The following is a 6,965-nucleotide window of genomic DNA, read 5'->3' as shown; positions in this document are numbered from 1 at the left end:
GTGTCGATACCGTCGGGATCAGAAACGCCGTCGGTATTGGCGGTGAGCGTTTCCCCTTGCCGCGCGGTGCCCGAGATCGTCACCGAACCGGTGGGGGCGCTGTTGCCGGGCACGCCGGTCAGGGTCATGGTCGAACCATCGCCCAGGTTGACGACACGGTCGCCGCTGCCATTGGTCGAGAAGGTGACCGCATCCCGCTCAGCCGAGGAAAGCAGCGAGAAGTCGATGCTGTCCTCGCCCAGGGTGAAGTCGGTGACGACATCGCTGCCCATGCCGGTCTCGACCATGAAATGGTCGGCACCGGTGCCGCCGGTCAGGGTGTCGTTGCCCGCCCCGCCGCGCAGGGTGTCGTCGCCACCCCGACCGTTGAGGATGTCGACATTGCCACCGCCGAAGAAGTTGTTGTTCTCGTCATCGCCCAGCAGGTCGTCGGAGTTGTCGCTGCCGATCAGGTGCTCGACACCGGTGAAGGTGTCGCCCGCGGCTTCGCCCGCGTTGGCGCTGTTGTCTTCGAGGTCGACAACCACAAAATTGCCGCCCGAATAGGTGACGGTGTCGGACCCTTCGCCGCCGTCAAAACCGTCGGTTCCGCCGTTGCCGTGCAGCAGGTCGTCGCCGGCCATGCCGGACAGGGTGTTGTTGCCGTTGTTCCCTGTCAGCGTGTCGCCAAAACCCGAGCCCATCAGGTTCTCGATGCTGGAATAGACATCGCCGCGTGCCTCGCCGGTGTTGCCTGCGGAGTTGGACAGGTCGGCGTTCAGCCCGGCGGCGGCCTCGGAGTAGTCTGCGGTGTCGGAGCCGCTGCCTCCGACAAGGGTGTCCTCACCCGTGCCACCGCGAAGCGTGTCGTCACCTCCGGAACCGACGAGGCTGTCATTGGCGGCGCCGCCCGACAGGAGATTGTCGCCGTTGTCGCCGCGCAATGTGTCCGCGAAGGTCGAGCCGATCAGGTTTTCGATGCTGTTATAGGTATCGCCCGCCGCCTCGCCGGTGTTGCTGCCGGAACTTGCCAGGTCCGCCAGCACGCCGGTTGCCGCATCGGCATAAGAGGCGGTGTCGAGCCCGCTGCCCCCGTTCAGCTGGTCGGAGCCGAGACCGCCGACGAGGACATCGTCGTGATCTTCGCCGAGCAGCGTGTCGTTGCCTTCGCGCCCGATCAGCAGGTCGTCGCCGTCATCGCCGCGCAGGTCGTTGTTGCCGGTATTGCCGCCGAGCGTGTCGGCGAATTTGCTGCCAGTCAGGCCGAGGATCTCGGAATAGGTATCGCCTGCCGCCTCGCCGGTGTTGAGGGTGCGGTCGAACAGATCCGCGACGACCCCGGAGGTGGCGTTGCGATAGCTGGCGAAATCGTTGCCGGTGCCGCCGATCAGGTTGTCGGCGCCGAGGCCGCCATCAAGCGTGTCGTTGCCCGCACCGCCGTTCAGAAGATCGTCGTCTTCCTGCCCTTCGAGCAGGTCGTTGCCGTCATTGCCGGTGAGGCTGTCATTGCCCGCGCCGCCGAACAGGTCGTTGGAATTGTTGTCGCCGACCAGTTCGTCGCCGAAGGCCGAGCCGCGCAGGTCAAAGAGGTTGGTGTAGGTGTCGCCAACCGCGTCGCCGGTGTTGGATGAGGTGTTGCTCAGATCCACCCGCAGGCCGGTCGCGGATGTCGTGTATGCCGCGATCGAGGTGCCGCCGCTGCCGTCCAGCGCATCGGCGCCCGCGCCGCCCTCCAGCTCGTTGGTGCCGCTGCCGCCGAACAGCGAGTCGTCACCCGTATCGCCGAAGATCGAGTCGTTGCCTTCTTCGCCCCTCAGCGTGTCGTTGCCGTCGTCGCCATGGATCAGGTCGGCATCGTCGCCGCCCAGGATGGAATCGTTGTCTTCGTTGCCGTTCAGCGTGTCGATGCCATCGAAACCGAAGATGGTGTCATTGCCTGCACCGCCGGACAGGACATCGTTGAGCGGCGAGCCGTTCAGGGTGTTGTTGGCGGCATTGCCCGTCTGCACTTCGCCGCCAAAGTCGGTCGGTTGAAGCTGGCCGTCGATGACGCGCATCTGCCAGACCCCGGCCACGCCGGTATTGCCGACCAGCGTTTCCAGATTGGCGGCCTCGCCAAGCTGATCCGTTGCGGCACCGCCGGACAGGTATACCGGCAAGCCGTCATCGGTTCGGGCGCCCATGTGGAACTGGCCGTTGCTGCCCTGCATGTCGAAGAAGCGGAAGATCAGTTCGGCGTCTCCGTCTCCGAGATCCATGATCTCGAGCTGGAACGTGTTGGGTGTCGTGACGTTGTTCGAGAACCGCCCGATGGTGTTCCAGGTGACCACGACGGAATCGCGATCCGTATTGGTGTCGAAATAGACCCCCGGATTGGGGCCGGGCGGAAGCGTTCGCGTATCCATGTCGTCGTTGAAAGGCGCGATCGAGAAGTCGATTGCGTTCAGCGTATTACCGAAAAACACCTGCGGGTTTTCGATGTTGAAGGTGACACCGCCATTTGTCCCGATGAACATTTCGGTGAAGGTCTGGCTGCCGAAGCTGAAGCCGGTTTCGAAGATCGCCGTAATGTCGAACGGCCCCTCTTCGTTGTCGTCGCCCTGGGCGATCAGGGTGCCCCCGAAGGGCAGGAGCGTGTTATCGCTAACGGTTGTGAAAAGGCTCGGATCGACCATGACTAAACTTTCCCCCGGATATTGAAGATAAATAAAAAAGGAATCATTCGTGATCCCGATGGTAGCACAAAAGTCCGGAATTCGAGGCAGTCGGTCTGCGGTTGGCCGCGATCCGGGCCGGGCGGGTCAGCTCTGACCGGCGGTGGTCAGTTCCTGTTCCAGCGCCTTTTCGACGGCGCCGCGCGGTTTTGTATAGCGGGCGAGCAGGTCGTAAAGCACCGGTGTGGCCGCCAGCATCAGCAGCGCCGAGAGGCCCAGCCCGGCGATGATGACGGTGCCGATGGCGTTGCGGCTTTCGGCGCCCGCGCCGGAAGCCAGGACAAGCGGCAGGGCGCCGAGGATGGTGGAGGTCACCGTCATCGCGATGGGCCGCAGGCGCAGCACCGAGGCGGTGATGACCGCCTCGCGCACCGGTTTGCCCTCGTCACGGAGCTGGTTGGCGAATTCCACGATCAGGATGCCGTTCTTGGCCACCAGACCTATCAACAGGATGATGCCGATCTGGCTGTAGACGTTGAAGGACAGCCCGCCCGCCGACATCGCATAGATTGCCCCCGCCACGCCCACCGGGACGGTCAGCAGGATGATGAACGGGTGCACGAAGCTTTCGAACTGTGCGGCGAGGACCAGGAACACGATCAGCAGCGCCATGGCAAAAACGGTGACCGCGCCCGCCGAGGTATCCTTGAACGTGCGCGACTGGCCGTCATAGCCGAGCTTGCCGCTGGCCGGGATGATCTCGGCAGCCTTTTGTTCCAGTTGTCCCAGCACGGTGCCCAGATCGGCACCCGGGGCCAGCGCGCCGGAAAGCTGGATCGAGGGCAGCCGGTCGAACCGGCGCAGCGACGGGGAGGCGGCGTTTTCGGACACGCTGACCAGCGCGCCCAGGGGGACCAGCGTCTTGCCATCGCCCGAGCGCAGGTAGATGTTGTCGATGTCCGAGGCGGCGCTGCGGTCGCGTTCCTCTGCCTGGAGCAACACCGGGTATTCGCGGCCCCGGCTGACAAAGGTGGTGACCTGGCGCGAGGCCAGCATCGACTGCATCGTGGTGGCGATGGCGTCGACCGAGATGCCGAGATCGTCGGCCCGTTCACGGTCGATGCGGACCTCGAGCTGCGGCAGGTTCTGTTCGAAGTCGATCTCGGGGTTGACCAGCCCCTCAATCTCCTCGGCGCTGGCGAGGAGGGCCGTGGCCCAGCCTTTGACGCTGTCGAAATCGGGGCCGCTGACCACGACGCGGACCGGGGTCGAGTTGCCGCGCAGGCCAAGCCCCGCCGGTGTCACAGGGAAACCGCGCGCGATGGTGACCTCGCGCATTTTGGGCGCCAGCGCGCTGGCGACATCGGCGGCGCTCATGTCGCGGTCTTCCCAGGGGGTCAGGCGGAACACCACAAAGGAGCGGTAGGCGCGGTTGCCCCATCCAGTAAAGGTGAAGACGGTTTCGACCACGCCCTGGTCGCGCAGGGGTTGCAGCAGCGCCTCGACCTGTCGCGCCGCCTGGTCGGTGTATTCCACGGTGCTGCCCTGGGGGGCGGTCAGCGGCACGAAACCGACGCCGCGATCCTCGCGCGGGGCAAGCTCGCGCGGGAGGGCGCCGTAAAGGAGCGCGGCGCCGCCGGTTACCGCCGCCGTGAACACCAGCACGACAAGCGGCATGCGCAGCGCGTGCCTGAGGAAGGCGGCATAGGTCCGCTGGACGGCGCCTCGGGGTTCGTCGGGCGCGTCCATCGTCTGGCCCTTGCTCTTGACCAGCAGTTTCGAGGCCAGCGCCGGGCAGGCGGTGAGGGCGACAAAGGTCGAGATCGCCACCGTGCCGGCCATGACCCAGCCGAACTCGATGAAGAGGCGGCCGACCTGGCCGGGCATGAAGGAGAGCGGCACGAAGACCGCGATCAGGGTGACAGAGGTGGCGATCACCGCAAATGTCACCTGACGCGAGCCTTTGAGAGCGGCCACCAGCGGGGTTTCGCCATTCTCGATCCGGCGCTGGATGTTTTCCAGCACGACGATGGCGTCGTCGACGACAAGGCCGATGGCCAGGAGCAACGCCAGCAGCGTCAGCGTGTTGATGGAAAAGCCCCAGGCCCCGATCAGCACGAAAGCCCCGATCAGCGAGACCGGGATGGTGACCGCGGGGACCAGCGTGGCGCGCAGCGAGCGCAGAAAGACAAGGATGACCGCGACGACCAGTGCCAGCGAGATCAGGAGCGCGATCACCACCTCGCGGATCGAGGCGCCGACGAAGAGCGCGTCATCGGAACCCACGAGGATTTTCATCCCCTCGGGCAGGGTCGGGGTGATCTTGTCGATCTCGGCGCGCACCGCTTGCGAGATCTGCAAGGTGTTGGACTGGCTTTGCCGCTGGACCGCGACGCCCACCGCATCGCGCCCGTCGCTGCGGGCGATGGTGGAATCGTCGGCGACGCCGGGTTCGACCCGGGCCACGTCGCGCAGGCGCACGGGGTAACCCTCGATCCGGTCGAGCACCACGTCGCGGAAATCGTCGATACTTTGTAACCGGCTGTTCAGGCGGACGGTGAGTTGCCGGTTGGTCGAGGCGACCTCGCCCGCGGGCAGTTCGACATTGTTGCGGCGGAGCGCGCGTTCGACATCCTCGACGGTCAGCTTGCGCGCCGCCAGCGCGCGCCGGTCGAGCCAGATGCGGACGGCAAAGGCGCGTTCGCCATAGACGCGCAGGTTGGCGACACCGTCCAGGGTCGCCAGCCGGTCGGCGATGAAACGGTCGATGTAATCGGTGATCTCGGGTGTCGTCATCCGGTCCGAGACCACGGCGAGGCGCATGACGGGATCGGAATCGGCATCGCTCTTCTCGACCTCGGGCGCGTTGGCCTCGTCGGGCAGGTCGTCGCGGATGCGGCCGACCGCATCGCGGACATCATTGGCGGCGATGTCCACGTCGTGGCCCGCGGCGAATTCGATCACCACCCGCGACCAGCCCTGGCGGCTTTCGGAACTGATCGAGCGGATGCCCGAGATCGAGGCGACCGCGCCCTCGATGGTTTCGGTGATGTCGGTGTCGATCACCTCGGGGGCGGCGCCACGATAGGTTGTGGTCACCGTGACAACGGCATTGTCCACATCGGGCAGTTCGCGCACCGGGATGTCGCGCAGCGCGGTGATGCCCATCACGATGAGCAGGAGGTTGGCAACGGCGGCCAGAACCGGGCGGCGGACGGAGAGGTCTGTCAGCGTCATGAGCCGTTCTTCGCCGCCTGGGGCGCATTCAGCACTTCGACCGCGCCGCCGTTTCGGACGCGGTGGAGGCCGCGGATAACGACTTCGGCGCCTTCTTCGAGACCGCTTTCGATGCTCACGAGGCCATCGCGGCGCTGGCCGGTCCTGACGGTGACCTGCTGCGCCTTGCCGTCGGTGACGACAAAGACATAGGTTTCGGCGGCTTGAAAGACGATCGCCTCTTCGGGCACCACGATGCGGTCGCTTTGCGACAGGGTCAGTTGCAGCGACATGAACATGCCCGCAGGCAGGGTGCCGTCGGCATTGGGGATCACGGCGCGGGTGCGGAACGACCGGCTGACCGGGTCGATGCGGGTGTCCACCGCCTCGATCTGTCCGACGAAATCCCGGTCGGGAAAGGCTGGGCTGGTGGCAATGATCGCCTGTCCCCTGGAGATCTGGGAAAACAGGGTTTCGGGCAGGGAGAATTCGACCTCGACCTCGGAGAGATCGTCGAGCCGGGTGATATAGGTTCCCGCCGTGACGCGGGCGCCCCGATCGACATCGGCAAGACCGACCGTTCCGGCGAAAGGCGCGCGGATGACGCGCTCGGCGAGCCGTTGTTCGGCGCGGTCAAGCTGGGCCCGGGCTTCGGCGAGCCGGGCGATGGCCTCTTCGAGCGTCGCCTCGGAGACCGTGCTGGAGCCGCGCAACTGGGTGACGCGTTCGAGCACGCGTTCGCGTTCGATCAGCCTGGCGTCGGCCTCGGCAAGGTCGGCGCGGGCGATGGTGTCGTCGAGTTCGACCAGCTTTGCCCCCTGGGCCACGCTCTGGCCGGGTTCGAACAGGATCTGTTCGACGCGCCCGTCGGCCTCGGGCACGATGTCGATGGACTGGCGCGCGCGGGTGGTGCCCACCGCTTCGACCGTATCGCTCAGGGTGCGGATCTCGGCCCGGGCCAGTTCGACAACCGCCGGGGCGCCGGAGCGGCGGTTGGCGCCATTGGAGGCGGTGGCGGTGTCGCCCAGATGGCGCTGATAGTATTCATACCCGGCGTAAGAGAGGCCTGCGGCCAGCAGGATAATCAGAAACTGTCGCCAGATGGACATGACTTGC

General features: G+C 65.8%; 3 protein-coding genes. All 3 read right to left on the bottom strand.

Features of this window, described 5'->3' with window-relative positions; genetic code table 11:
• The coding region (locus tag OE747_RS02830) for a calcium-binding protein (RefSeq protein ID WP_263827079.1) at positions 1-2,654 on the bottom strand (2,654 nt) is incomplete at its 3' end.
• 126 nt (positions 2,655-2,780) lie between these two features.
• Complete coding sequence (locus OE747_RS02825) at positions 2,781-5,870, bottom strand: efflux RND transporter permease subunit (protein ID WP_263827078.1); 3,090 nt, start codon at positions 5,868-5,870, stop codon at positions 2,781-2,783.
• Positions 5,867-6,958: an efflux RND transporter periplasmic adaptor subunit gene (locus OE747_RS02820; RefSeq protein ID WP_263827077.1), complete on the bottom strand. Its 1,092-nt coding sequence runs from the start codon at positions 6,956-6,958 to the stop codon at positions 5,867-5,869. Before OE747_RS02820 ends, OE747_RS02825 begins: the two co-directional genes overlap by 4 nt.
• Between the last annotated feature and the right edge of the window lie 7 nt (positions 6,959-6,965).

Origin of the sequence: Ruegeria aquimaris (assembly GCF_025751555.1) — a bacterium.
GTDB classification, from domain to species: Bacteria; Pseudomonadota; Alphaproteobacteria; order Rhodobacterales; family Rhodobacteraceae; genus Ruegeria_B; species Ruegeria_B aquimaris.
This window is presented reverse-complemented; position numbering and strand designations above follow the sequence as displayed.

What these genes read in the sequence shown, in the direction of transcription:
- OE747_RS02825 (WP_263827078.1), bottom strand. Translation starts at nt 5,870, where the DNA reads ATGACGCTGACAGACCTCTCCGTCCGCCGCCCGGTTCTGGCCGCCGTT.
- OE747_RS02820 (WP_263827077.1), bottom strand. Translation starts at nt 6,958, where the DNA reads ATGTCCATCTGGCGACAGTTTCTGATTATCCTGCTGGCCGCAGGCCTC.